We start from the raw sequence: 25,470 nt of genomic DNA, 5'->3' as shown, positions 1-25,470 counted from the left end.
CTATAATTTGTCATGGGCGCTTTTGCCCAGCAGTCCATTTGGTTTAAATATCAGGACAACTACCAAAAGTCCGTATGCAACCAAATCCCGATAGGTTGTTGAAACATAAGCTGAAATAATCGTTTCCAGGAACCCCAGGATCAGGCCTGATATCACAGCTCCCGGTAAACTTCCAAGCCCTCCTACGGTAGCTGACACAAATCCCTTTGTGGCTACTACTCCCATATTGGGATATACCGAATATTTCATCCCATAAAAGCAGCCTGCCAATCCTGCTGTAGCTCCTGATAAAAGAAATATAACAGCAGCTACACGGTTTACATTTATTCCCATAAGTCCTGCTGTATTGGAATCGAAGGCGCTTGCTCTAATACCAAGCCCTGTTTTTGTTTTGTATAAAAAACACCATAAAAGTATTAGAAGAATGACCGAGAGCACTGCTGCCAGAATATCTGATCTGGGAACAGATACATTGTTAAAACGAATCACTACCCTTGCCCAGTCAGAAGGGAACGGACGAACCGCTCCCCCCCATAACTGTATGCAGAAATTAGGTATACACGTATTGATCCCCAAGGCCGCAATCATTAAATAGACCTTCAATGCCTTTTTCTGACGCATTGGCCTGTATATTATAACCTCCATCAGATATGATACAAAGCCGGCAACAATTAATGCAAGAATAATTCCTGCAAACAACCCCATGCCAGACTGGGAAATAGCAAACAGCGCACCAAATGCTCCCAGCATCATGACCGGCCCAAAACCAAAATTAGAAAAGTTAAATACGCTGAATACCAATGCGTAACCTACGGCAAGAAGCGCATAAACACTGCCAATGGAAACCCCAGTAATTAATTGTTGAACAATCATTTGTTAATCCCACCTTCTTTTTATTCTTCCGTGGAATCTCCGCATACAAATAGCACAAACCGTCTTTTCTAGTTGGCAGGCATTGCATATTTGCCCAGAGATTCAAACTTGCCGTCTTTTACTGTTTTAATTGTAAATTCCAGACCCTGTAAATTATGGGTCTCGGGTGAATAACCTTTATTAGGGCTGGTTATCATATCAAACCCTGTTGTTTCATCCAGTGCTTTGCGCATCTCATCCGGATTTGTTGATCCACTGGTGAGAATCGCATACTCAAGAATTTTTGCCTCGTTAAACGCTTTCAGTCCCGGCATATGCAGTGCCATACCTGTTGCCTGCTGGTAATCTTCATATTCGGCTTTAATCTCATCAAACCGCGAATCGCTCAGGTCTCCATCTGTGGCAAAAATACACCCTTCCAATGCTGGTCCTGCAAGTGTCAGCAGATCTTCGGTATCGTATACGTAATTTCCGAGAAGCTTAATATCACTAAGCCCCAGTTCTACCAACTGCTGAGCAACATATCCCGCTTCTTTGTAGCCCATAACCGGCATAAAAATGTAGTCAGGCTCCGACTGGGACAAGCTTGTCAGCTGTGCTCTAAATTCCACATCATTAATCTGATAGGTGGCTTCGGATACGATCTCGCCTCCCAACTTTGTATAAGTATCTTTGTATGCATTTGCCATATCAACTGTATCCACCTGCGTGGTTTCATATAAAACAGCTACTTTAGGGTTATTTAATTCACTATATGTATAGGAAGCCATGGTGGCGACCTGATCCGTATTTACAGGACCGCTGCGGTATGTATAAGGACGGACGCTGCCGCTGTCATCCACAGTCACAAGCTGGGATGCACTGGATGGGATATGGAGAACTCTCGCCCGGTTGCACAATTCAGCAACTGCGGCTCCCTGAGTAGAGTTACTGGGTCCAAGGATAGCCACAGCCCCTGACTGAATCAGTTTATTAGCTGCGTTTACGGCCTCTGAAAAGTCACCATCCAGGCCGGATATATCGTATGTTCTAAAATCAATTTCTCTTCCAAGCCACCCGCCTTCTGCATTAACCTTTTTAAAATAGGTTTCCAGAAGATGCTGTGGAACCAGCCCGTACATAGCGTCTGCACCGGAAGACCATCCCAGGAATCCTACAATTATTGGCCCTTCCTCGCTTTTTTTGTCAGCGACAGAACTTTCTTTCTGCGACTCTGTTTGTACGTCATTCTGTTGTGCACTTGTTTTTTCCTCGGATGGAGCCGGTGTAGCGCTCCCTGAATTTCCCGAACATGCCATTAACCCCAGCGCTAATGCGCCTGCTAAAACTACACTTAAAGCTTTCTTCATTTTTTTCATTCTACTCTTCCTTTCTAAACATGAATTTTAATATTTTAAGTACCAACTCTTACTTTACTGGCACAAGTTTCATCAAAAAGTGACGGTCATAGGTGGACAGGGGCATCAGGAACAGCTCTCCCTTTGAGTTGCCGCACATGCCATGGGCGCGGATCGGGGAATTATAAAAGCCCAGCTGGGCCACAATCTCCATATCCATATCAGCAATGGTAAGGCCGCCTCCCCGCTCAGCAATATAGACATAGGTATCATCTGCCCAGATTCCAGTTGGCTGGTACAGGTTTTCACTCATATATGCCAGTACTTCGCCGTTTTCATCAAATACATGTACGCTGTTGGCTTCCCGGTCCCCTACCCAGACCCGGTTGAACCTGTCTACCCACAGGCTGTGGGGTATGTAGAACCTGCCGGGCTCATCCCCCGGGCCGCCCCATGTCCTTAGCAGGGTACCGTCCTTGGAAAAACGGTGGACCGCAGCATTGCCGTAACCGTCACTGACAAAGATATCTCCCTTTGGCCCCATACATACGCCTGTGGGCCTGTTAAATGGAGGCGCCGCCCTTCTGATGGTCTGCACCCCGGCCCAAAAGGACCATCCCTTGTCAAAGGCCACGTCCGTGGGTACAATCTTCCCCCTTCGCTGCATCCTGCGCCACACATCTTTTTCAAAACCACTGTCACTGGGAACTCCCAGATTGCCCAGGTCCCTGATCCACTCACCGTCCTTTGTCAGTTCCCGCACCACATGGAGTCCTGTATCCACGCACAAAAGCGTGTCCTCCTCTGTTACACACAGGCTGTGCACCTCCTGGAACAGCCCCTTTCCAAAGCTCTTCACATAGTTTCCCCTGGCGTCCAGCATTACCACCGGATGTTCCGTGTCGCGGCACATCATAAACAGGTTGTCCTCTTTGTCACAGCAGCCGCCGGAATACATGGAAAACTCAAATTCATCCGGGAAATTCCCGTATTCCGGAATCAGCTCATATGACAGGCCGTTATGACTGAAAACCGAACGCCCACAGCGGTCCCTCTCCTCAAACCCTTCGATCAGCTTCATCTTTTCCTCCCTCCGCTTTGAATTCTTTATGTTTATGCCTCGCATTTAACAAAGGCTCCATATCCTGCCTGACATAGGATCTTTCCATCCCCGTAAACACGCTCGCCGCGCACATAGGTGTCCGTTACCCGGCCCTTAAGCTCCATTCCCTGATACGGTCCCTTAACACTCTTTGTCTTTGAGAAGGATTTGCTTCCGTCATAAACCCAGTTCTCATTGGGATCAATAAAAATAAAGTCCGCATCAGCTCCTGGCAGCAGGTTTCCCTTCCTGGGATACAGTCCCAGCATCCTGGCTGCATTTGCAGATGTAAGGTCCGCAAGCTTTTCCCATGACAGGCCTCTGCGGTTCACACCCTCGGATATCATGGCTGCCAGCATCACGTCATTGCATCCGAATCCACAGAACTCCTTCCAGAAATCATTGGCTCTCACCTTTTCTTCATCCGTGTATGGCCCATGGTCCGAACCGATTACATCAATGGTCCCGTCCATCACATACTCCCACATCTTCTCAACATTCTCCCTGCTGCGGAACGGAGGCGTACATTTAGCAAATGATTTTTTCTCTCTCAGCACATCCCTGTCAAAAATGAGATAATGGGGACATGTCTCCACATATACGCGCGTCCCTTCCTTTTTGGCATTGCGAAGGAATTCCGCTCCCTGGCTGATGGTGGTATGGCAGATCTCCAATCTGGCACCTGTCATTTTTGCAAACAGAACCGCCCTCTGGATCGCATCATACTCTGTCCACCACGGGCGGGCATCATCAAAGCAGGCTTCGTCCTCACACCGGATCCGGGAATAATGCTGGCATCCAAAATCCGCTGCCTCCGCATTCTCAGCATGAAGTGCGATCAGACCATCAAAGGAAGCAGCCGTCCGCATCCCGTCCACCAGATAACCATCCGTAATACGTGGATAGGCGTCTGTTGCAAAGCACATAAACCCCTTAAATCCAATACAGCCAAGATCATGCATTTCCTTCATATCCTTGATGCTGGAGGGGATCAATCCTCCCCACAGGGCAAAATCCACAACGGAGCGCTGCTCTGCAATGCCCTTTTTCAGTTCAAACCCCGGCCGGTCAATGGTGGCCGGTTCTGAGGGAAGGGGCATGTCACATATGGTAGTGATACCGCCCGAGGCAGCGCTGCAGGATCCGCAGTACCAGTCCTCCCTGAAATTATAGGGCCCCGGATCCGCCATGTGATTGTGGCTGTCAATCATACCCGGCATCACGGTCTTTCCCAGTGCATCAATCACCTCACAGTCTGCCGGAACATCCATTCCCTCGTCCAGCAGCGCCTTGATCTTCCCGTTTTCCACTAACAGTGAGACCTGGGATACATGGCCGGGGAGTACCACGTTCCCATTTACTATCAACTTTTTTTCATGTTTCATTGTGCAATCTCCACATTTTTTTGAATTTTCGATAATATTATCTTAACAAAATGAACAAAAGCTGTCAATTCAACCAATCGACAGCTTTCTGTGGATATTATTCATATTTTGCAACATAAATTTGTTGTTTTACTGACAATTCCAAGACTTCTCCACACTTCCCTGGGATGCGGCCACCACCTTTACATTAATGTCAGCCCAGGCCTTTACCTCCTTTGAAGAAATATTCCAGTCTGTAAACACATAATCGATCTGTTCCGCGGAACAAACTTTATTGAAGGCCACCTCGCTGAATTTGCTGAACTCGCACAGGACCATACGGGTATGTCCGATTTCCAGCATCTTCTTTAACACGGCCGCCTCCTCTGTGTTATATTCCGTAACCCCGTCCTGAATGGAGATCCCGTCAATGCTCACAATGGCCTTATCCACCCTAAAGTTGCCCAGCGTGTCACTGCTCATACTGCCTACCAGGCTCCGGTTGTGCTTGCGCAGGTATCCTGATGTCAGATATACGCTGCTGCTCTTATTTTCATTTAAGACAATGGCCACATCAGGTGAATTGGTGATAACAGTGAGCTGGTTCTTGCGTTCTGCCAAACATCTGGCCAGCGCCAGGGAGGTGGTCCCATTGCTCATGGCAATGGCATCCCCGTCATTGATGTATTCGGAAGCCAGCCTGGCTATGGCCTGTTTTTCCATCTGGTGCTTTTCCATCTTCCGCTCAAACTCCATCTCCTGGGCCCTCAGGTTATTGTACACAGCGCCTCCCCTGACCCGCTTGATGGAAGATTCCTTTTCCAGCTCCAACAGATCCCGGCGGATGGTTTCTATGGAAACCTGGAACACCTCTGCCAGCTGCTCAATCTTAGAAAACTTTACCTCAGACAAATACCGTACGATCTCACCCTGTCTCTTATTCTGCATGACCCACGCCCTCCCACGTTTTGTTTTCCCCCAAATTCCACATTTATTCCACATAATTTCACCGAAAAAGGGTTTTTAAAACTTTTTTTATTAAGTCTTATAGCTGAAATTTCCTGTATATTACCCATGTTTACTTTATTTTCTAAATCAAAAAACACGGATTTTTCTGTCTTGTGGAAATGATTTGGAAAAATCGCTTAGAAAACCATATTTTCTACCGCTATTTTAGCATGATAAAGTTTGGGATTCAATGACAACTTAGAAGTAGTTTTGACTATAAGCAAGGAGAGGGGGATATTTACAGGAAAATTCTACTCATTTGGCATTAATATTTGACATAATATGTAATTGAGGTTTGTGGAATCCAAAAATCCGGGAGGCGCTTTCAACATCCAAATACTCCCCGAAATAACCAGAAAAAGGGGCAAGACCGAACACCAAATTTCGGTCTTGCCCCTTCTGATCCATAATACTTACATTCTTATCCGCCGGACCGCCTTATATTACACGATCCCCTGGCCCAGCATGGCTTCTACTACCTTCTCAAATCCCGCGATATTAGCGCCCGCCACATAGTTGCCGGCCACGCCGTATCTCTCAGCCGCATCAGCAGCCTTTGCAAAGATATTGACCATGATCGTATGAAGCTTCTCATCCACTTCCTCAAAGGACCAGGACATTCTCAGCGCGTTCTGGCTCTGCTCCAGACCGGAGGTTGCCACGCCGCCTGCGTTTGCTGCCTTTCCAGGCATGAAAAGGATCTTCTTTTCAACAAACAGCTCTGTTGCCTCCAGGGTGGACGGCATGTTAGCGCCCTCTGCCACTGCAAAGCAGCCGTTTGCCAGAAGTGTCCTGGCATCCTCCAGGTTCAGCTCGTTCTGGGTAGCGCATGGAAGAGCGATATCGCATGGAATGGTCCAGATTCCCTTGCCCTCTGTGTAAACAGCGGTTGGAACAGCATCCACATACTCCTTGATGCGTGCCCTGCGGACTTCCTTGATCTCCTTAACAATATCCAGCTTAATGCCGTCCTCGTCATAGATATAGCCATTGGAGTCGCTTAAGGCAACTACCTTGGCACCCAGCTGCTGTGCCTTCTCGGTTGCGTAGATGGCAACATTTCCTGAACCGGACACAAGTACGGTCTTTCCCGCCAGTTCCTTGCCGTTGTGCTTTAACATCTCATCCAGTATATACACCAGGCCGTAGCCGGTTGCCTGTGTCCTTGCCAGAGAGCCGCCAAAGGTCAGGCCCTTGCCGGTGAGAACGCCCTCGTATAAACCGGTGATTCTCTTGTACTGGCCGAACAGGTATCCTACCTCTCTGCCGCCCACACCGATGTCGCCTGCGGGGATATCCGTATCCTTTCCAATATGACGGTACAACTCTGTCATAAAGCTCTGGCAGAACGCCATAACTTCCCTGTCGGACTTGCCCTTGGGATCAAAATTGGAGCCGCCTTTTCCACCGCCCATGGGGAGGCCGGTTAAGGAATTCTTTAAGGTCTGCTCAAATCCAAGGAATTTAAGAATGCTCTGGTTTACAGATGGGTGGAAACGAAGGCCGCCTTTGTAGGAGCCGATCGCGCTGTTAAACTGCACTCTGTATCCCTTGTTTACCTGAACCTTGCCGCTGTCATCCACCCACGGTACTCTGAATGAAACAATGCGTTCCGGTTCTGTAAAACGTTCCAGGATTCCTGCCTTGCGATACTTTTCCTCGTTGGCATCAATTACCAGTCTCAGGGAATCCAGAACTTCCTTTACTGCCTGATGGAATTCTGGTTCTCCCGGATTCTGCGATACCACTCTCTCGTAAATCTCATCAACATATGACATTTCTTTCGCCCTCCTAGGTTTATGTATGAAGTGTAGGGATGCCGTCATTTCCGCAGGGTGTCTGAAAATTACTCAAACACCCTCCAAGACACACACTTTAGAAAAAGTATAACAAGTTAATTTGTTAAAGTCAAGAACGTTGTATTTCAATTTTTTTACAGGAATTCCCATATTTTATTCGTTAATGCCCGCCAGCTCTGCCAGCTGGGCCAAAACTCCCCTGCCTCCGTTTAATGATATGGATCCTACCTTGTCGCAGATCCGCTCCAGATATTCCATTTCCTTCAGTTTAAACAGGGTCTGGTTCTCATCCATCAGTCTGGCTGTGTTTAACAGGCTCCTGGTGGACGCCACTTCCTCCCTTCGCATGATCACATTGGCCTGGGCCTTTTTTTCAGCAATGAGCACCGTGTTCATGATCTCCCTGATCTCTCCCGGCAGGATAATGTCCTTGATGCCGGCACCGGTCATCTCCACGCAGTACTCCTCCTGGCGTTCCTTCAGTTTCTCCAGCACATAGGAGCTGATCTCCTCCTTTTGGGCCAGCAATTCATCCAGCCGGTATTTCCCCACGTACTCCCTGAGCTTCAGCTGGGCATAGGTATAGAGCTGGGAAGCCACCCCCTCCACCTGCTGCACCAGACGTTCGGGGTTCACGATCCTGTAATTACAGATCACGTTCAGCCGCACGGCCACCTTGTCCGCGGTCAATATTTCCTGGCCCGAAATATCCAGCTGCTGGATCTTCATATTAAATATCTTGCAGGATACCTCCCTGCCATAGTTCCAGAAATAATAAGTTCCTGTGTCCAGCCGCTTCTCATACCGGTTGTCAAAATACAAAAGTCCGGTCTCCCCATCTTTAATTGTGATCTTCTTATAATACTTCGCGGGCATCAGGTCCATATAGTGCCTTGGCAGGCTGTCCTCCATCCAGGGCTTTGTGATATCAATGGCCTGGAATTCATTTTTCTCAAACACGTTCCAGAACAGCACCTCCGGCCTGGTTATGACCTCCCTGTATGTTTTATTGACAAACCGGATGGCAATACACTCGTCCGGCAGCACGTTTTTTATTACCCTGGATGCAAATTCCTGATCCCTCATCAGGATCTCCTCCGGAATCCCGCAGGTCTTTACCTCCCCTGTCATGGGTACTACATCCACCTGGTATCCCTGCATTTTGAGAAATGTGTATTTCCCTGCTGTCAAAAGCCTTATGAACCTTCCGCCCTTTGACAGGTAACCACATTCCTGGTCTTTGATAATATATGGTTCAACAAGGCAGTTGTTTTTCATTTCCTGAATCCTCCATTCTTACGATCTCAATTCCACATTGAGTTATACTCTTAATGCACTTTCATTTGCCAGGAAAAGTACCATGTCCGGCTTTATCCGTATCCTGGGGGCCATCCCTTTAGCAGGTGCAGTCAGGCAAAACGTCTGGCAGCTATATATATATCTTTCTAGTAAATCTTCCTTGTAAATCTTTCATATATATATAAGCCCGGTTTTCCCGAGATTCCCTGCGGTATCCGGTACGGCGCTGACCGGATACGGACTGCCTTTTTCAGGCCTTTCCATGTAAGATGCACATGGCGTCCTGATCAGGCCAAAGCACGGACATTACTTTTCCATCCTGGTGAAGAAACACTTTGGTTGTGTTTTTCTAATGATTGCTATACCACTTAGCTACATGGCAAATGCCTGCAGGCACTGGCCAGGTGGGATTTGAACCCACGACACATCATCCTATCTATCGATCACGGCAGACAACGGTATACCCCCTGCCATAGGCCGGGGCACCGGGGAGTCCCAGGAGGAAAACTCCGCCATCAGTCAGACTGCCTGTTAACTTACATCCATCCCTATCCTTTTACAACCCCGATGGTCCTGAGCCGTTTGACGGGCACAACAAGGTCCAGCTGGTTATTCATTACTTCCTGGATATCCTTATAGGCAAACCGGCTCTCCTCCGCAACATCCGCCTTTCCCTTCTTTCCCAGGATTACACCCTGTTTCTGAAGATCCACCATCACTTCCTCACAGGAAAATGCCGCCATGGCGCCTTTTCTGGAATAGCGGCGTCCTGCTCCGTGGGAGGAGGAGCAAAAGCTCTCCGGATTTCCCTTTCCCATGACCACGTAGCTGTATGAGCCCATTGCCCCGGGAATCACTGCAAGTTCCCCGTTTCCGGCCCTCACAGCGCCTTTTCTGTGCACCCATACGTCCTTGTCATAGTGGTGCTCCAAAGCCGCATAATTGTGGTGGCAGTTGATATCATGGGAAAACTTAAGCTCAAGATCCGTATATTTTCCTATATATTTTTCCAACACGGATTTTGTGGCAAGCATCATCTTTTCCCTGTTTTCCTTTGCAAAATCCATGGATAGCTGCATCCAGTTTAGGTACTGTCTTCCCTCCCCGGTATCCACGGGCAGGAATGCCAGCCGGTATTCATCCGGCACATCGCTGTACCATCTCCTGTTTAACCCCCTTGCCTTAAAATGGAAGTAATCGCACACCGACTTTCCGATATGGCGGCTTCCGGAGTGGATCATCACGCACAGATATCCCTCGTCATCTGCCTGAAGCTCAATAAAATGATTGCCTCCGCCCAGGGTTCCGATCTGGTAAAATCCTGCTTCCAGCTGCCCTAACAGCTCTGCGTCCTCCTCGTATTTTTCCAGTTCATTAAAGGCATTTTCCATGGTATAACAGGGCATCTCCGTTTTGTGATGGGCAAATCCCACCGGTACATTCCTCATAATATCCCCTACCATGGCCTGGATAAGGGATCCGTTCCCTGTCATGATCTCCCTGATATCATCCACCTTGATATTGGTCTCAGTGTAAGCCATGCCGCAGCCAATATCCACTCCCACTGCATTAGGTATGATCACGCCGTCTGTGGCTATGACCCCTCCGATGGGCATTCCCATTCCCGCATGTGTATCTGGCATGAGGCAGACCCATTTATGAAGAAACGGCAGCTGTGACAGATGATATGCCTGCTCCTGACAGCTTTTTTCCAAGTCCTTGCGTTCCTCCAGCCATACCCTGACCGGGAATCTCATCTCTTCTTTTTCATACATCACAAACATATATCTCACATCCTTCCATGTATTTGTTTTGCTTTGGCGGACCAGCGCCATTACTTTTTATGTTTGTTCCTGATCACAGCCATATCATAACGTATTTTATATGGCAAATCATTTAAAAAAAGTTGCGAACTTCCATTTCTTCCATATATAATCATATTAATATTGCTTATGAGGTGGGTGCCATGGCTGAATTTCAGGAACTAATAAAGAATTTTGACAGAATCCGGGACTATATGCGCCAATTTTACATCTATGGCTTTAAGGTGAGAAATGATTTCCAGGACAAAAGCCCCAGGACCTATGACAATGAACGCAGACGAATTGAGAGCTGGCTCTCCGACTATACCCGGTCCGATTACACATCCAAGGGAAAGCATGTATATATCAATGTGGACAGCAAGTCCATTTCCCAGAATCCCCTGTATGCCGCCTGGAAGTCCAAAAGCTTTACGGATAATGACCTGATGCTCCACTTTTTTATCCTGGACCAGCTTGTTGACGCTCCTCAGGGCATGACTGCCTCCGCCCTCTGTGATGAGATATCCCGGGACTACGGCGTTGTCTTTGACATCCAGACCCTGAGACTTAAGCTGAAGGAATACGAAAGCCTCGGCATCCTCTGCTCTGAGAAATCCGGCCGGAACCTGGTCTACCGGCTGGTGCCGCTGCCACATAATCTGGCAGCTGATCCGCCGCATGGCCTGCCACATGATCTGCCCCCCGGCTTTACATCTGGGCTGTGGCCCGATCTCATAACCGCCGTGGAATTTTTCCAGGGCGCTGCCCCCTTTGGCTTTATCGGCAGTACGGTGCTGGACCGGGAGGACATGGGTAACCGCATGTTCCAATTTAAACATCAGTTTATTGTCCATACACTGGAGGACGGCATACTGGCCCAGCTCCTGGATGCCATCCATAGGCAGTGCTCCATTACATATGAAAATAAAAGCAGCCGCAGCAACGGGATCAGCACCCACAGCGGAATACCCCTTAAAATCTTTGTCAGCACCCAGACCGGCCGCAGGTATCTGTGCATGTATTTACCGGAAAACCGCAGGTTCAGCTGTGCCCGCCTGGATTCCATCCAGAAGGTAAATGTCCTGGAGCCATATGAAGCTTATGATAAGGTTCTGGCTGATCTGAACCAGAACATGGGGAAATGCTGGGGAGTGTCCTTTGGAAGCGGCAGAAGCCGCCTGGAAGAGATCTGCATCAAGCTTTATATTGATGAGGAAAAGGAACCTTACATCCTGAACCGCCTTTACAGGGAGGGACGCGGGGGAGAAGTCATGCGGATCCGTGAAAACCAGTACCTTTACACCGGCGTCTTTTTTGATACCAATGAAATGCTGTCCTGGGTCAAGACATTTACGGGAAGGATTCTGGACATACAGGGAACCAGCCAGTTTGCCATTGCAAAGATTACCCATGACTGGGAAAAGATGTATGAGATGTACTGCACAGAAGAGACAAAGGCAGGTGAAGAACATGGAACTGTTTGATAAAGTATACGGCTGCTACTACAACATTTTAAGGCATATGCTCACGGAAGCGGCATCCCGCCCCATTACCCGCAGGGAGATGGAGGATATCTGCAAAACCTACGGTTTTCAGGAGAGTTCCCTGGCCATTCTGCCAAGGATCGAGGATCATACCTGGCCTCTGTTCCAGGAGGAAACCCCCGGTATCTTCACCTCCCGGCTGCACGGAGCGCCTCCTTCCCTGCCCCTGACAACACTGCAGAAATCCTGGCTGAAATCGCTGATCTCAGATCCCCGACTCTCCCTTTTTCTGGATGACAAACAGCAGCGGGAACTGGAGCGCTGCCTGGAGCATGTCCCTCCCTTATATGACAACAGTGACTTCTATTATTTCGACCAATATAAAGACGGGGACCCTTACCACACGCCTGAGTACAGGGAACATTTCCATACCATACTCACGGCCATCAGGGAAAACAGGGTCCTGCTGGTTGCCTATGAGGGCAAAAAAATGCGCACCCACACCTATGAAGTGGCCCCTTACCAGCTCCAGTACTCCTCAAAGGACGACAAGTTCCGTCTGTGCTGCCTTATGCATTACCGGGGACATTTCTGTAAAGGAACCCTCTTAAACCTGGGTCGTATAAAAGACTGCCGTTTGTCCCCATCTTCCATACCGGATCATTCCAGGGACCTGCGGTTTAAGCCCGTACAAAAGGCTGCCGAGCCCGTCCTGCTGGAGATCAGCGGTGAGCGCAACTCTCTGGACCGGTGTATGCTCCACTTTGCCAACTATGAAAAACACACGGAATATGATGAGGAACAAAAATGCTGGCTCTGCTCCATCTATTACGACATGGCGGATGAAACCGAGCTGCTCATAGAGATTCTGTCCTTTGGACCCGTGGTCCGTGTTCTGGGACCCGGATCATTTGTACAGCAGATACAAAGACGTGTGAAAAGACAACATGAACTATTTTATGATACATTGGGTGACGAGAGTCATGCAGAAGCTTCCATATACAAATGCGGCTTCTGAAATATTGATAAAACAGGCAGCTGCTTACGGATCAGGCAGCTGCCGCTTTTTATGTCCAGATCAATGATACGTTCCCTATTCATTCCCGGCCTTCAGCCAGCGGACCATTTCATCCGCCAACATTTCCTTTGAAGTACTTTCAGGTTTATCTCCAGTAATATATCGATATGCTTCCACCCATTCTTCCATGGAATAGGAAGCTATATTTATTTTGCGAAGTGCATATAAAATATCTTCTGTGTAAAAGCTATTATGCAGGTCTGATAAATACTGGCAGCCAGATAAATATTGCAGTCTGGGCAACAGCCCCCCCTGGTTTTTATTTGACTCCATAGAAACTCCTATTCTGCTTTTCAGCATCTATATTTTCAAATTCCCCGGTGCAACCTATACATTGCAATTATATACGACATTTATCGTAAAATCAAGGAAATGCAACCTATTTATTGCACTATGGAGGGTGACATGGAACAAAAACTAAAGCAGGATCTAAGATTGGGACCCAACATCCGTAAATACCGCCTGCAATCTCACATGACCCAGGAGCAGGTAACCGCAAAAATGCAGCTCATGGGCATCAACATTTCACGCAGCATATACTCACAGATCGAAGGTGGGACTTATAATATCCGTGTATCCGAGCTTGCCGCAATGAAGGAAATATTTAAAGTAAATTATGATTCATTCTTTGAGGGGATCACCCTGAACACCAAAGAGAAATAGAGCCAAGATGCGTGCGAACAGGCCGCCTGTCAAATGACAGGCGGCCTGCTCCAAACACAAAGGATAAAGGTATTACCCACAATGGGTACGAATTATTTACCGTAGTATGCTTTCAGATACATTTCTTTGATCTCGCTCATCAGAGGATATCTTGGGTTGGCGCCGGTACACTGGTCATCAAATGCCTGTTCTACCATGTCATCCAGCCTGTCTAAGAAGTCCTTCTCGTCAATGCCGTAATCTTTGATGCAGGCCTTGATCCCGACCGTCTTCTTAAGTTCCTCAATCTTAAGGATCAGCTTCTTAACTGCTTCCGCATCATCCTTGGCCTGGATTCCGCAGAATCTTGCACACTCTGCATATCTTGCCTGGGTATGTGGATACTGGTACTGTGAGAAAGTACCCATCTTGCGTGGATTCTCAGCAGCGTTAAAATCCACTACCAGGGAAAGGAGCAGTGCGTTTGCAACGCCGTGTGGCAGGTGGTGGAATGCGCCCAGCTTATGTGCCATGGAGTGGCATACGCCCAGGAACGCGTTGGCAAATGCCATACCAGCCATACAGGAGGCATCGGCCATCTTCTGACGGGCCTCTACATTAGTTGGTTCATTGTAAGCAGTGGGCAGGTAATCAAACACGTTCTTCATTGCTTTCAGGGCAAGGCCGTCCGTGTAATCAGTAGCCATAACGGAAGCGTATGCCTCCAGTGAGTGCACCAGAACGTCCACGCCGGATGCGCTTGTCAGTCCTCTTGGCTGGCTCATCATATTATCCGTATCCACAATTGCCATGTTTGGCAGAAGTGCATAGTCTGCCAGCGGATACTTGATACCTGTCTCCTGATCTGTGATAACGGCAAATGGTGTAACCTCGGAACCAGTACCGGAGGAAGTCGGAACAGCGATAAAATATGCTTTCTCGCCCATTTTCGGGAATGTATATACACGTTTCCTGATATCGATGAAACGCATTGCCATGTCCATGAAGTCCACTTCCGGATGCTCATACAGAACCCACATGATCTTGGCAGCATCCATTGCGGAACCGCCGCCCATTGCGATGATCACATCAGGCTCAAAGTCTCTCATAAGCTTTGCGCCGGCCTGTGCATTGGCCAGGGTCGGATCCGGCTGTACATCGGAGAATACAGTATAGGTAAGTCCCATCTCATTAAGACGGTCTGTAATCACATGCGTATATCCATTCTTATACAGGAAGGAGTCTGTTACGATAAATGCCCTCTTCTTGCCCATTACATCCTTAAGCTCATTTAATGCCACAGGCAGACAGCCCTTCTTAAAGTATACCTTCTCAGGCGCACGGAACCACAGCATGTTCTCTCTCCTTTCAGCAACGGTCTTTATATTCAGTAAATGCTTTACACCAACGTTCTCAGATACGGAGTTTCCGCCCCAGGAGCCGCAGCCCAGTGTTAAGGAAGGAGCCAGCTTAAAGTTGTACAGGTCACCGATGCCGCCGTGGGAAGATGGAGTGTTGATGACAATACGGCAGGTCTTCATCCTTGAAGCATGCTTCATGATCTTCTCTTCCTCGTTCACATTCACGTACAGGGAAGCGGTATGACCGTATCCGCCGTCTGCTACCAGACGCTCTGCCTTATCCAGCGCCTCGTCAAATGTCTTTGCCTTGTACATAGCCAGTACAGGAGACAGCTTCTCATGAGCAAACTCCTCGCTGATATCCACGGACTCAACCTCACCGATGAGGATCTTGGTATCTTCCGGTACCTCCACTCCTGCCAGCTTGGCAATGGTTGCTGCCTTCTGTCCAACGATCTTGGCATTGAGGGCGCCGTTTACAAGAATGGTCTTGCGGACCTTCTCGATCTCACCCGGCTTTAAGAAATAGCAGCCTCTGTATTCAAATTCGTTTCTTACATCATTATAGATGGACTCCAGAACAGTTACAGACTGCTCGGAAGCACAGATCATACCATTGTCAAATGTCTTGGAGTGGATAATGGAGTTAACCGCCATCCTGATATCAGCCGTGTCATCAATGATAACTGGTGTATTGCCTGCGCCAACGCCCAATGCAGGTTTTCCTGAGGAGTAAGCGGCCTTAACCATTCCAGGTCCTCCTGTTGCCAGGATCAGGTCAGCATCCCTCATAACCTCGTTGGTCAGTTCCAGTGAAGGCACATCGATCCATCCAATAATACCCTCCGGCGCACCGGCCTTGACTGCTGCGTCCAGAACCACCTTAGCTGCCGCAATGGTGCATCCCTTTGCGCGTGGATGTGGGGAAATAATGATCGCGTTACGTGTCTTAAGAGCGATCAGGGTTTTAAAAATAGCGGTGGATGTGGGGTTGGTCGTGGGGATAACTGCTGCAATCAGACCGATCGGCTCAGCGATCTTCTTGATCCCGTACTCCTTATCTTCCTCGATCACACCAACTGTCTTGGTATCCTTATAAGCGTTGTAAATGTACTCTGCCGCGTAGTTGTTCTTAATAACCTTGTCTTCCACAATGCCCATGCCAGTCTCTGCAACTGCCATCTTGGCCAGAGGAAGACGCATCTTGTCTGCCGCGCTTGCTGCTGCAAAGAAGATCTTATCTACCTGCTCCTGTGTATAGGTAGAAAAAACTTTCTGCGCTTCACGCATAGCGTTCATTTTTGCGTTCAGTCCGTCCACGCTGTCGATGATTTCCGGAACAACCTGATCGATTTTTTTTGCCATTTCCTTTTCCTCCATTTTTCCTTGTGTTTGTGGTACACTTAGGCTGTACCTGCCTGTTAGGTCTAGGTAATTTTCACTATTGATAATTAATTAACAATCTCACTGTTTGCATTATAAACCTTCGTTAAAATTATGTCAATATATATTTTAAATATTTTTGACTTTTAATCATTTCACACCGGATCATCCTATATATCACTCTATGTATCGTTAAAATTAAATCAAAAAAACGGCAAGAAAAAAGAGAAACAGCCCCGGATCTTCCCGATCCAAAACTGTTCCCCTTCTATATAAAGAATCCACATAAAAAATACTTCTATTGCATTTTATTTTACAGGATAAAATCCTGTGGGCGCCTCACTGAGGTTGATCATAATATTTTTCATCTGGGTATAGTGCTCCAGCATCACCTTGTGGGTTTCGCGTCCAATGCCTGATGCCTTATATCCTCCAAAGGGCGCCCCCTCCGGGATGGCATTATAGGTATTTACCCACATACGCCCTGTCTCGATTGCCCTGGATACCCGCAGGGCCCTGTTGATATCCCTGGTCCATACAGCCCCTCCAAGGCCGTATTCACTGTCATTGGCCATTTGGACCACTTCATCCTCTGTCCGGAATTTCAGGATGCAGGCAACAGGTCCGAAGATTTCTTCCTGAGCCACCCTCATATGGTTTGTGACATTTCCAAGAAGGGTTGGTTTGAGGAAGCAGCCGTTTTCCAATCCCTCAGTCTTTAGCTGCTGTCCTCCGCAGAGCACGCTGGCACCTTCTGATTCTCCCACTTCTATGTACTTAAGGATCTTTTCCATCTGGGCCTTGCTGATCTGGCTTCCCATCTGGGTATCCGCTTCCCATGGAAGACCTACCTTGACCTGGTCAAAGCGCTTTACAGCCTCTTCCACAAACCGGTCATATATGCTTTCCTGGACAAAGACCCTGGAACCCGCGCAGCAGACCTGGCCCTGGTTAAAGAGGATTCCCATCTGCAGGCCGTCCATTGCCATTTCCCAATTGCAGTCCTCAAAGAAAATATTAGCCGACTTTCCCCCTAATTCCAGTGTGGAGGGGATCAGCCTCTGGGCAGCTGCCAGGGCAACGTTCCTGCCCACTTCCGTGGAGCCTGTAAATGCCAGCTTTCTAAAGCCCTTGTGCTCCAGCATATACTGGCCGGACTTGGACCCTGAACCGGTGATCACATTAAACACGCCTGCGGGCAGCACATCCTGGATCAGTTTTGCAAACTCCAGGACGCTTAAGGGCGTGGCGCTGGATGACTTAAACACGGTACAGCACCCGCTTGCAAGCACGGGAGCCAGTTTCCAGGCCGCCATAAGAAACGGGAAGTTCCACGGCACGATCTGTCCCACCACACCGATGGGTTCCCTGAGGATCAGGCTTAAGGTGCTCTCCCCAAGCATGTTGGCGCTGCCCTCATCTGCCATGATGCAGCCGGCAAAATACCGGAAATGCTGGGCGGACATAGGGATATCCACAGCCATGGTCTCCCTGATGGGCTTTCCGTTATCCAGCGATTCAACCATTGCCAGGTGTTCCTGGTTCGCGTCAATGATATCCGCAATCTTGTTTAGGATCACAGCCCTCTCATTGACCGTTACATGCTTCCAGGATTCAAACGCCTTCCAGGCCGCCTTCACTGCCTCATCCACATCCTCCCTGGTAGCTTCCGCGCACTCTGCCAGGACACTTCCGTCCGCCGGGCAGATGGTCTTAAATGTTTTTTTGTCGGAAGCATCCTTCCACTGGCCCCCGATCAACAACTGGTATCTCTCCTGCAGCCCTACATTATGCATAATAAATTCTCCTCTCAACACTTGGTACAGTATTCAGGCGGGCTTTTTGGGCACAAAAAAAACATGTATCTTAAAGCCAGCCTAAAACCGCCCTAAAACACCATGTTTCCAGAAAAACCTTCCTTGCCGGAAGATTAATACGGTTGTGTTACCCCTCTGGCCACTATGATATATCATGGGACAGGTAATAGTCAACAAAAATCTTTTATTTAACAAACTTTTATTGTTAACATTGCCTTAACACCAGGGCGCGCCTGATGGTCTTCCTCCGGCACGCCCTGACAGAGCCTATTCCCCAACGTAGGCCTGGCGGTAAATTTCAATGACCTGTTCCCTGGTTGCAGTCCTTGGATTGGTCAGCTGGCATACGTCCTTTTTAGCGTTATCCGCCATGATGCCAAAGTCCTCTTCCCTTACTCCCAGCTGCTTTAGATCCGATGGGATCTCCAGCTGCCTGCTCAGCTTCTTAATGGCTTCAATGGCCTTTTCCGCCGCACATGTAACGGAAATCCCCTCCACCTGAACACCCATTGCCTGGGCCACATCCCTGAAGCGGTTCATGTTGCCGATCAGGTTATAGCTCTCAACATAGGGCAGAAGAATGGCGTTGCAGACACCGTGGGGCAGATTATAAAAGCCGCCCAGCTGATGAGCCATGGCATGGACATAACCCAATGACGCATTGTTAAATGCAATGCCCGCCAGGTACTGGGCATACGCCATCTTATCCCTGGCCTTCATGTAATTTCCATTGGCCACCGCCTTGGGAAGGTAATGGGCGATCATCTTGATGGACATAATGGCTGCAGCATCTGTCAGAGGGTTGGCGTCCGTGGACACATATGCCTCAATGGCGTGGGTCAATGCATCCATTCCCGTGGAGGCAGTCAGAGCCGGCGGCATACCTTTCATAAGCTCCGGGTCATTGATGGCGATTTGTGGTGTAACCCTCCAGTCCACAATGGCCATCTTCACCTTGCGTGAGGTATCCGTGATAATACAGAACCTGGTAATCTCTGATGCGGTTCCCGCAGTGGTGTTGACCGCCATAAGAGGAACCATGGGGTTGGAGGATTTATCAACGCCTTCAAAATCAGCAATCTTTCCACCGTTGGCAGCCACCAGGCCGATTCCCTTTGCGCAGTCGTGGGAGGAACCGCCTCCCAGGGAAATGATGGAATCACACTGGTTTTCCTGGTAAAATACTGCTCCTGCCTCCACGTTTTTATCCGTTGGATTGGGCTCGGCTCCTGCAAAAATACTGGCTTCCACCCCTGCCTTTTTAAGGATCTCCTGTACCCGGTCGGCCATTCCGATCTTTCCCAGATATTTGTCCGTGACAATCAGACATTTTTTTGCCCCTAAACTCTTAACTAACTCTCCTGCCTCCTGAACCGCTCCCTCACCAAAAACATTCCGTGTTGGTAAAAAATAATATGTAGACACACTGCTACCCCCTTATGGTTATAATTGCATCCCATCTCATCTGCCATTAGCAGGACGGGTGCTCTAATGCTGATTATAGCCAGGGAATTTATTCTGTCAATTAAAATATATATTTAACATTTATTTGATAATTATTAGATTTATCTCGATTTATAATTAACATTTTTTATATAATTTTGCTTGTTAAGATTTTTTAACATGTTGTCTGTGATTATCCTGTGTTTAAAAAATTGCTACATTATTAGTTGGAAAAATGTGACGGCGAACTTCCCGTAAGATCGCTCCATGTGCCTGTGATGCCATCCAATGTATTGAGAGTCTCACAGCGCCAGATATGTTATAGTTTTAACATATTGAAGACAAATTTTTTTAGAATATAAAAATAATATTTTTTAAAAGCCGTAAAACTTTGAATATATTTTAACAATATTTCAAAATTCTACAGCTTTTTTTCAAGCATACAGGGTGGTATTTACCTTGTACCCCTTAAATAAAATTAGAAAATTGATAAAAAACACTTATATGTGAATGAATTAACACATCTAAGTCACCTAATCTTTTTCTGTTTTTGTGAACATCCATCTTCGGCTATATGCCCGGATCCATTACCATGGTATCCAACAACTCCAAAATTAAGATCAGATCCCTTGCAATGTGGAACGGATCTTTGACCGGAAGTGCTACCACCTTGTCCTGAGGGCTTCCTTCCCGCTTGCAGATCTGTTTCCACTCCCTCACCTCAGGGTCTTGATTGGGAAATGTCCGGAAGGTGTAAGAAAATACTTTTTCATGCCACTCCAGAAACTGCGTTTTTCCAGTACGGTGATAGCACAGCAATGTGGTGTACAGTGCTTCCGCATGGACCCACCACAGCTTATCTCCCCACCCTTCCAAAACCTGCCGCTCCACAGGTTCCGTGATAACGGTATCCGACCGCGCAAAGGTTTGGGGCTTCATTTTCCCAGGCATGTCCGTATATGTCTCCCTGGGCATACCTGTATGCATATCCCCAGGAGGGCCGCCCTCCACCGAGCTATAGTGAAGAATTCCGCCAAATTCCTTGTCCCATCCAATATTCAGCGCCTGCTCGGTGATATGAGCGATCCGTTCCACCATTTCCTCCCGCCCAAGCAAATCTGCAGCATCCATCATAAACCACATGTCCTCAATGGTATGTCCCGGATTGGCATGCTGACCCAGCACCCCCTTCACCTGGCTGTTGTCTGCGGCGATCACCTCGTGTATTACATCCTTCTCATCTGTAAAATGGTATAAAATGTCATCTACAAATACGCGCAGGTGTTCCCTCAGCGTGTCACGGTACCCCGGGTCCAAATGTTCGGCAGCCGTATACAGTTCTCTGGTCACGTTGGAGAGGATCATGGGAATACCATGGGCCCGATAGCAGCTTGACAGCGGGTACGGCAGGGTATTGAATGTTCCGGTTCCGATCCGATCCAGAATGGATTCATAGAGCTGTTTTCCAAATCCGTACGCCTCCGGGTCACCGGCAGCTGCAGCGTAACCGGCCATGGCCAGCACTACAAAACAATCCGCGTAAATACTCATATCCAGAGGCTCCCACCCCTCAACATGCTTGGGAGTACCGTCCCGCTCCATCAGATAAACACAGCGCACATCCTTTGGCCCCATCAGGCTGTGTTTGATCAAGAAATCTCTTCCCACCTTTGCCAGCCGTATAAATTCATTTCTCTGGGATTGGGAAAAAATTCTCGTTTTTGTATTGGCCAGACGTGAAAACAGCCACACAAAACGTCCCTGGCTCCAGGTATATTTGTCATAACTCAGCAGACGCTCCCCTGTATTGTCAAAGCAGTTCACATATCCGCCGTGCTCTTTATCCAGACACCTGGGCAGCCAAAAGGCTAAAATATGGTTGGTCAATTCATTTTCGTAAAAGCCTTTTAGGCGCAGCAGCTCATTCCGATTCATCATTTACCTCATTTCCCGGACTCAAAGGAGCCGTATACAACATTCCCCCGCACCATGGCAGCGCTGATACGTATGTCCTCATCAAAGCAGATCAGATTGGCGGTTTTTCCCGGCATGATGCTTCCCACCTGATTCCCTATCCCCATGATTGCAGCCGGTGTCAGACTCATCATACGTACACAGTCCCACAACGGCACCCTGGCCTGACGGTACATCACCCGTACCAGCCGGTCGTCCGTAGCAATACTTCCTGCAAACGCCATGCGGTCCGGCATTTTTGCAACATCATCCTCAATAATCACCCTCTGCCCGTTTTTTAGGCTGCCCAGCACAGACTCCTTCACATTCTGCCCGGCACAGCGCATGGAGTCACAGGTCAGCGCCATTTTGCCCGGCCCCTTGATCCGATACACCATCTCCAGGATTTCTGCCGGCAAATGACATCCGTCAGCAATTACCTCCACGGTCAGATCATCAATGCAGAACGCACTTTCGATCAGGCCAGGATAGCGGAAGCCACCCTTTCTCACCATACCGGACATGGCGGAATAGAGGTGCGTCACATGGCTGATTCCATTGTGGTATGCCTCCAGGACCTGGCTGTACTCCGCATCCGTATGGCCCATGGAAGGCACAATTCCATGATCGATCAGACAGCGGGCAAACTCCATGGCTCCCGGCAGTTCCGGTGCCAGGGTCCATCGGGAGATCGCGCCTTCTCCGTAGAAGATAAACTCTTCGTACTCCTCCCGCCGGGGATTACGGATGTATCTCTCGTCAATCGCTCCCTTCTGCTTAGGATTCAGATAAGGTCCCTCCATATGAAGACCCGGCAGTTCCGGGCCGTCCGTCATAATACGCCGGGCGGATCGAAGCCCATCAATACTGTTAAAAATCTCCTCCCGTCTGGCGGCCAGGGTGGTGGGAAACAGCGTGGTGGTACCGTGCTGCAAATGGGTTCTTGCCGCTGTTATTACTGCCTCTGCGGTGCCGTCCATAAAGTCGCAGCCTCCGGCACCATGACTATGTATTTCCACAAACCCAGGGGATAAATATTTCCCCCTCAGGTCAAATACCTGATCCCCACGGTTGACCTGTGGAAATCCTGTTCCCGCTGCCTGGATCTTATGCCCCTCCACTGTGACAAATCCCTGCTCAATACGATCCGGATAGATTAATGCAGCATTAACAAAATGTACACTCATGGATAACCTCCCATCGCTCAGATACTACAACACATAGTTTGCAGACTCGCGATCCAGATACAGGACCGCATCCCTGTGGGTAGTCAGAATGCTGGCCGGGCAGCGCTCAGATACCTGCCCGTCCAGCATATCCCGCACAGCCTCAGCCTTAGTCGCTGCGGGCACGCTGCAGACCATTGATCCCGCCGCCATAAGCCCCGGGATCGTCACTGTTACAGCGTGGGTGGGCACCTGGCAAAGTTCCTTAAAGCATCCGTCATGGACTTGTTGTTCTCGGCATTTTTCCTCCAGCTTCACCACTTTAGCCATTACCGGGTCACGGAAGTCTGCTACCGGAGGATCATTAAAGGCCAGATGCCCGCTCTCTCCCACCCCCAGCAGGCAGATGTCTGCTGGATTTTTTTCCAGAAGCCTGCTGTAGCGGAGCGCCTCCGCATCAGGATTATCAGTATTCCCATTAATCAGATTGATGGAGCGAAACGGAAGGAGGTCAAATACCATGCGTTTTAAGTAATTGCAAAATCCCGCCGGATGCCCCGGGTCCAGGCCTACATATTCGTCCATATGGTAAGCGTTGACACGCGTCCAGTCAATTCCATCTGCATTTACCAGTGTTTTTAATGTCTCATTTTGAGAGGGCGCGGCTGCAAAGATCACATTGACCACTTCTTTATCTCCAAGCAGGTCCCGGATACGTCTGGCAGCCTGTTCCCCTGCCTTACGGCCCATGGCCTCACGTGTATCAAATACCATAATGTGAAGCCGGCCCGTATAATAGTCTTTTAACATTGTCATCTCGTTTCTCCTTCATCATTCATATAAAAATGCATCTGCCCCGCCGCTCATAGCCGCTACCCGGCAATCCTCGTACTCTGCCACCGCGTCATCCACTGCCTGCTGGAGAGCGGACAGGGGATAATATTTACATCCGCATTGTGCCATCTGCTCTGCAGTGACCCCTCCTCCCACTACCACCAGCTTCCGGCGGCGGCGCATCTTGGACATGCTGTTTCCAACTGCAATCGCTAACCGGTCACCGGGAATCTCTTCCCCGGCAATACAGGCCCGCACAATATCATCTCCATCGTCCCGGGACATGTATTCCGGATATTCCGGATGGGGGCCAATCCCCTCATGGTTGGGGCTGATCATGATTATGGTTCCGCCTCTATCCCCCTTTAAAGCCGGCTCTGCCCCATACATGGCTTTGGGAGACTGCCAGAAATCCTGGTCCGCGGGATGAGAACTGACGATCACTACATCTGCTTTTTCAGTAACCTTACTTCCCAGGATCGTCCTGCCGATCCTGACCCCCTCCCGGTGAGCCTTTATGTAATCGCCGGCAACCACCCTGCAAAGTTTCAGCTCCGGGGTCAGTATGGTATTGATGATAAAATCAAGACCGATACGCCTTACCCAGCCCTCCATCATATCCCGGATAGGCGTGGTATTCCGGCCAAACATATTTTCATCATACAGACTGGCCTTTAAGTGAAAATATGAGACTGTATCTTCTCCTGCCACACCGGGAAAGATGATTTTCCCTCCCCCTCCCCAGCCCATCACCGGATGGGGGACAAGGTTTCCCACCCCGATACGCACCTGCGCATCCATGATAGCGCTGGTAGCCATAAGGGGCGCCCCCTCCTCCGTGTCACCAATATAAACCAGATGTTCCGGGTCCCTGAATTCTGAATTCATGACAGGGTAGGTATCATAGATCGTATCTCCCACCCGTTCACGCATCTCTTCCTCGGTCATATAACGATGACTGCCCAGAGCGATCACAATTTTAATGTGTTCCGGCCTGGCCCCGCAATCTGTAAGCTTTTCCATGAGCACAGGCAGAATGGTGCTGATGGGTGTAGGGCGGGAACCATCGTCCACGATCACGGCAATCTTCTGATCCGGTGAAATGATGTCCTCCAGCCCTCTGCCGCCGGTCGGATGCTCAATGGCATACCGGATTTCCTGTTCCGGATATTCGGCCGGCTGTGCCTTTGGCGGATCGATCATACCGATAAAGCATTGGTCCGGTACTTCCATTTCCACCATCTCATTTCCATAAGGAAGACTGATCATCATAGCCCAATACCTCTCTTTTTCATTACTGCTTTACGGATCAGTTCCATCCGTTCCCGATACTGCTCATCCGTCAGTATGATCTTATCCTTTTCTTCGGGGAACAGCACAAAGGGACCTCCCCAGCCCAGCCTGCCCTTATACTTGGGGCAGAGCGTGTAGTGTACATGGGTCACCTCATCGCCGTAAATTGCATAATTGATCTTGTCGGCCCCAAACAGATCTTTGATGGTCCAAGCCAAGGCACAGACATCATCCATGTACTCATCCCGCTCTGCTTTAGGAATCTCAAACAACTCGCTGTAGTGATCCCGGAACATGATGGTACAGCGGCCGGCCAGTGTCTGATCCTTACACAGAAACACACTGGAGGCCTTTAAGTCGCAGATTTTAAACAGCAGGCTGCGAAACCCCTTGTCCTGATCACAATAGTAGCATCCTTTTATATCTTCCATT

The 25,470-nt window shown here is 48.8% G+C and carries 20 protein-coding genes; 3 read left to right on the top strand and 17 right to left on the bottom strand.

Annotated elements, in window-relative coordinates; translation table 11 throughout:
- From CLFS41_RS04480 to CLFS41_RS04445, 8 genes are all read right to left on the bottom strand, one after another.
- Window positions 1–873, bottom strand: coding sequence for a branched-chain amino acid ABC transporter permease (locus CLFS41_RS04480; protein WP_045091589.1), 873 nt, complete (start codon window positions 871–873; stop codon window positions 1–3).
- Window positions 874–941: 68 nt separating this feature from the next.
- Complete coding sequence (locus CLFS41_RS04475; protein WP_045091588.1) at window positions 942–2,231, bottom strand: ABC transporter substrate-binding protein; 1,290 nt, start codon at window positions 2,229–2,231, stop codon at window positions 942–944.
- Between the two features lie 49 nt (window positions 2,232–2,280).
- Window positions 2,281–3,291, bottom strand: coding sequence for a hypothetical protein (locus tag CLFS41_RS04470; protein WP_007862528.1), 1,011 nt, complete (start codon window positions 3,289–3,291; stop codon window positions 2,281–2,283).
- Between the two features lie 32 nt (window positions 3,292–3,323).
- On the bottom strand, window positions 3,324–4,697 hold the full coding sequence (gene allB / locus CLFS41_RS04465; RefSeq protein ID WP_007862530.1) for an allantoinase AllB: 1,374 nt from the start codon (window positions 4,695–4,697) through the stop codon (window positions 3,324–3,326).
- A 129-nt stretch (window positions 4,698–4,826) separates the two neighbouring features.
- Window positions 4,827–5,624: a DeoR/GlpR family DNA-binding transcription regulator gene (locus tag CLFS41_RS04460; RefSeq protein ID WP_007862531.1), complete on the bottom strand. Its 798-nt coding sequence runs from the start codon at window positions 5,622–5,624 to the stop codon at window positions 4,827–4,829.
- A gap of 503 nt (window positions 5,625–6,127) precedes the next feature.
- The gene (gene gdhA, locus CLFS41_RS04455; protein WP_007862532.1) at window positions 6,128–7,462 is read right to left on the bottom strand and encodes an NADP-specific glutamate dehydrogenase; all 1,335 of its coding nucleotides are present in this window, start codon (window positions 7,460–7,462) and stop codon (window positions 6,128–6,130) included.
- A 174-nt stretch (window positions 7,463–7,636) separates the two neighbouring features.
- Window positions 7,637–8,761: a slipin family protein gene (locus CLFS41_RS04450; RefSeq protein WP_045091587.1), complete on the bottom strand. Its 1,125-nt coding sequence runs from the start codon at window positions 8,759–8,761 to the stop codon at window positions 7,637–7,639.
- Between the two features lie 569 nt (window positions 8,762–9,330).
- Window positions 9,331–10,566, bottom strand: coding sequence for an RtcB family protein (locus tag CLFS41_RS04445; protein ID WP_045091586.1), 1,236 nt, complete (start codon window positions 10,564–10,566; stop codon window positions 9,331–9,333).
- Window positions 10,567–10,748: 182 nt separating this feature from the next.
- Here CLFS41_RS04445 and CLFS41_RS04440 point away from each other — a divergent pair, with 182 nt between their 5' ends.
- Window positions 10,749–12,068 (top strand): WYL domain-containing protein, encoded by a 1,320-nt coding sequence (locus CLFS41_RS04440; RefSeq protein ID WP_045091585.1) that lies wholly within the window; start codon window positions 10,749–10,751, stop codon window positions 12,066–12,068.
- Window positions 12,055–13,086 carry a WYL domain-containing protein gene (locus tag CLFS41_RS04435; protein WP_007862536.1) on the top strand — a complete coding sequence of 344 codons (1,032 nt, stop codon included), beginning with the start codon at window positions 12,055–12,057 and terminating at the stop codon, window positions 13,084–13,086. Before CLFS41_RS04440 ends, CLFS41_RS04435 begins: the two co-directional genes overlap by 14 nt.
- Window positions 13,087–13,161: 75 nt before the next feature.
- Here CLFS41_RS04435 and CLFS41_RS04430 read toward each other — a convergent pair whose 3' ends face one another.
- Window positions 13,162–13,419, bottom strand: a complete 258-nt coding sequence (locus tag CLFS41_RS04430) for a hypothetical protein (RefSeq protein ID WP_007862537.1) — start codon at window positions 13,417–13,419, stop codon at window positions 13,162–13,164.
- 132 nt (window positions 13,420–13,551) lie between these two features.
- Here CLFS41_RS04430 and CLFS41_RS04425 point away from each other — a divergent pair, with 132 nt between their 5' ends.
- Entirely contained in the window at window positions 13,552–13,809 is a 258-nt protein-coding gene (locus CLFS41_RS04425) for a helix-turn-helix transcriptional regulator (RefSeq protein ID WP_007862538.1), read from the top strand.
- Window positions 13,810–13,901: 92 nt separating this feature from the next.
- Here the strand turns inward: CLFS41_RS04425 and adhE are convergent, their stop codons facing one another.
- The 8 genes from adhE to CLFS41_RS04385 form a co-directional block, all read right to left on the bottom strand.
- Complete coding sequence (gene adhE, locus CLFS41_RS04420; protein WP_007862540.1) at window positions 13,902–16,514, bottom strand: bifunctional acetaldehyde-CoA/alcohol dehydrogenase; 2,613 nt, start codon at window positions 16,512–16,514, stop codon at window positions 13,902–13,904.
- A gap of 326 nt (window positions 16,515–16,840) precedes the next feature.
- A complete protein-coding gene (locus CLFS41_RS04415; RefSeq protein ID WP_007862542.1) occupies window positions 16,841–18,328 on the bottom strand; it encodes an aldehyde dehydrogenase family protein in 1,488 nt (495 codons plus the stop codon).
- A 288-nt stretch (window positions 18,329–18,616) separates the two neighbouring features.
- A complete protein-coding gene (locus CLFS41_RS04410) occupies window positions 18,617–19,774 on the bottom strand; it encodes an iron-containing alcohol dehydrogenase (RefSeq protein ID WP_007862543.1) in 1,158 nt (385 codons plus the stop codon).
- 588 nt (window positions 19,775–20,362) lie between these two features.
- On the bottom strand, window positions 20,363–21,730 hold the full coding sequence (locus CLFS41_RS04405) for an AGE family epimerase/isomerase (RefSeq protein WP_242856770.1): 1,368 nt from the start codon (window positions 21,728–21,730) through the stop codon (window positions 20,363–20,365).
- Window positions 21,731–21,735: 5 nt separating this feature from the next.
- Window positions 21,736–22,932 carry an N-acetylglucosamine-6-phosphate deacetylase gene (gene nagA, locus CLFS41_RS04400; protein WP_045091583.1) on the bottom strand — a complete coding sequence of 399 codons (1,197 nt, stop codon included), beginning with the start codon at window positions 22,930–22,932 and terminating at the stop codon, window positions 21,736–21,738.
- Between the two features lie 24 nt (window positions 22,933–22,956).
- On the bottom strand, window positions 22,957–23,727 hold the full coding sequence (locus CLFS41_RS04395) for a glucosamine-6-phosphate deaminase (RefSeq protein WP_045091582.1): 771 nt from the start codon (window positions 23,725–23,727) through the stop codon (window positions 22,957–22,959).
- 15 nt (window positions 23,728–23,742) lie between these two features.
- Entirely contained in the window at window positions 23,743–25,017 is a 1,275-nt protein-coding gene (gene larA, locus CLFS41_RS04390; protein ID WP_007862553.1) for a nickel-dependent lactate racemase, read from the bottom strand.
- A complete protein-coding gene (locus CLFS41_RS04385) occupies window positions 25,014–25,469 on the bottom strand; it encodes a hypothetical protein (RefSeq protein ID WP_007862554.1) in 456 nt (151 codons plus the stop codon). Before CLFS41_RS04385 ends, larA begins: the two co-directional genes overlap by 4 nt.
- Window position 25,470 lies beyond the last annotated feature (1 nt).

The sequence above is a fragment of the Clostridium sp. FS41 genome, assembly GCF_000954015.1.
Lineage (GTDB): Bacteria > Bacillota > Clostridia > Lachnospirales > Lachnospiraceae > Enterocloster > Enterocloster citroniae.
The sequence above is the reverse complement of the archived record's forward strand: the minus strand, read 5'-3'. Positions and strand labels throughout refer to the sequence as shown.

Coding starts and splice junctions, on each gene's coding strand:
- CLFS41_RS04480 (WP_045091589.1), bottom strand. CDS start 873: ATGATTGTTCAACAATTAATTACTGGGGTTTCCATTGGCAGTGTTTAT.
- CLFS41_RS04475 (WP_045091588.1), bottom strand. CDS start 2,231: ATGAAAAAAATGAAGAAAGCTTTAAGTGTAGTTTTAGCAGGCGCATTA.
- CLFS41_RS04470 (WP_007862528.1), bottom strand. CDS start 3,291: ATGAAGCTGATCGAAGGGTTTGAGGAGAGGGACCGCTGTGGGCGTTCG.
- allB (WP_007862530.1), bottom strand. CDS start 4,697: ATGAAACATGAAAAAAAGTTGATAGTAAATGGGAACGTGGTACTCCCC.
- CLFS41_RS04460 (WP_007862531.1), bottom strand. CDS start 5,624: ATGCAGAATAAGAGACAGGGTGAGATCGTACGGTATTTGTCTGAGGTA.
- gdhA (WP_007862532.1), bottom strand. CDS start 7,462: ATGTCATATGTTGATGAGATTTACGAGAGAGTGGTATCGCAGAATCCG.
- CLFS41_RS04450 (WP_045091587.1), bottom strand. CDS start 8,761: ATGAAAAACAACTGCCTTGTTGAACCATATATTATCAAAGACCAGGAA.
- CLFS41_RS04445 (WP_045091586.1), bottom strand. CDS start 10,566: ATGTTTGTGATGTATGAAAAAGAAGAGATGAGATTCCCGGTCAGGGTA.
- CLFS41_RS04440 (WP_045091585.1), top strand. CDS start 10,749: ATGGCTGAATTTCAGGAACTAATAAAGAATTTTGACAGAATCCGGGAC.
- CLFS41_RS04435 (WP_007862536.1), top strand. CDS start 12,055: ATGGAACTGTTTGATAAAGTATACGGCTGCTACTACAACATTTTAAGG.
- CLFS41_RS04430 (WP_007862537.1), bottom strand. CDS start 13,419: ATGGAGTCAAATAAAAACCAGGGGGGGCTGTTGCCCAGACTGCAATAT.
- CLFS41_RS04425 (WP_007862538.1), top strand. CDS start 13,552: ATGGAACAAAAACTAAAGCAGGATCTAAGATTGGGACCCAACATCCGT.
- adhE (WP_007862540.1), bottom strand. CDS start 16,514: ATGGCAAAAAAAATCGATCAGGTTGTTCCGGAAATCATCGACAGCGTG.
- CLFS41_RS04415 (WP_007862542.1), bottom strand. CDS start 18,328: ATGCATAATGTAGGGCTGCAGGAGAGATACCAGTTGTTGATCGGGGGC.
- CLFS41_RS04405 (WP_242856770.1), bottom strand. CDS start 21,730: ATGATGAATCGGAATGAGCTGCTGCGCCTAAAAGGCTTTTACGAAAAT.
- nagA (WP_045091583.1), bottom strand. CDS start 22,932: ATGAGTGTACATTTTGTTAATGCTGCATTAATCTATCCGGATCGTATT.
- CLFS41_RS04395 (WP_045091582.1), bottom strand. CDS start 23,727: ATGACAATGTTAAAAGACTATTATACGGGCCGGCTTCACATTATGGTA.
- larA (WP_007862553.1), bottom strand. CDS start 25,017: ATGATGATCAGTCTTCCTTATGGAAATGAGATGGTGGAAATGGAAGTA.
- CLFS41_RS04385 (WP_007862554.1), bottom strand. CDS start 25,469: ATGGAAGATATAAAAGGATGCTACTATTGTGATCAGGACAAGGGGTTT.